The organism is Galbibacter kalidii, assembly GCF_026241135.1.
Lineage (GTDB): Bacteria > Bacteroidota > Bacteroidia > Flavobacteriales > Flavobacteriaceae > Galbibacter.
Genome location: NZ_JAPFGA010000112.1, coordinates 1 through 506, shown reverse-complemented (window position 1 = coordinate 506; position 506 = coordinate 1). Strand labels below are relative to the sequence as shown.

Sequence of the window (506 nt, the reverse complement as noted above, 5' to 3'; positions counted from 1 at the left end):
CCGGACTGAACGCGGCCATAGGCAGCGTGGCACGATGACGATACAATACGATACAACATTGCATGCCATTGTCACCGCGGAACTCCCAGATGCCCCACGAGCTGCCTCCCGGCCAGCCCTGGCCGATCGGCTTCGCCGCCACCTGCCTGCGCGCCACCCTCTATATCCTGCTGATCGCCGCCCTGGCCCAGGGGGCCTTCCTCGAGGCACTCCACTTCCCTGAGGCACGCTTCTCGGAGCGCGGCTTCATCGAGCTGGCCCAGAGCGGGCTACTGGCGATCGCCTCGGCGCTGTTGCTCTATACCCGTCAGGTGCTGAGGCAACTGCCCACCGTCACCCTGCTGATGTTCGCCTTCATCTTCAGTTCGCTGATCCGCGAGCAGGACGCCTTCCTCGACAACCATGTCTTCGACGGCGCCTGGCAGCTGCTGGTGACCCTGGTGGTCGTGCCGAGCCTCTACCTGGTGATCCGCGCACGGCGACGCTTCCTGGCCGAATTCGCCGCC

Annotated in this window: 1 protein-coding gene; it reads left to right on the top strand. The window is 65.2% G+C overall.

What is annotated here, in order from left to right; all coding sequences use genetic code 11:
- Positions 1 to 89 precede the first annotated feature (89 nt).
- The coding region (locus OOZ15_RS20135) for a hypothetical protein (RefSeq protein WP_265958212.1) at positions 90 to 506 on the top strand (417 nt) is incomplete at its 3' end.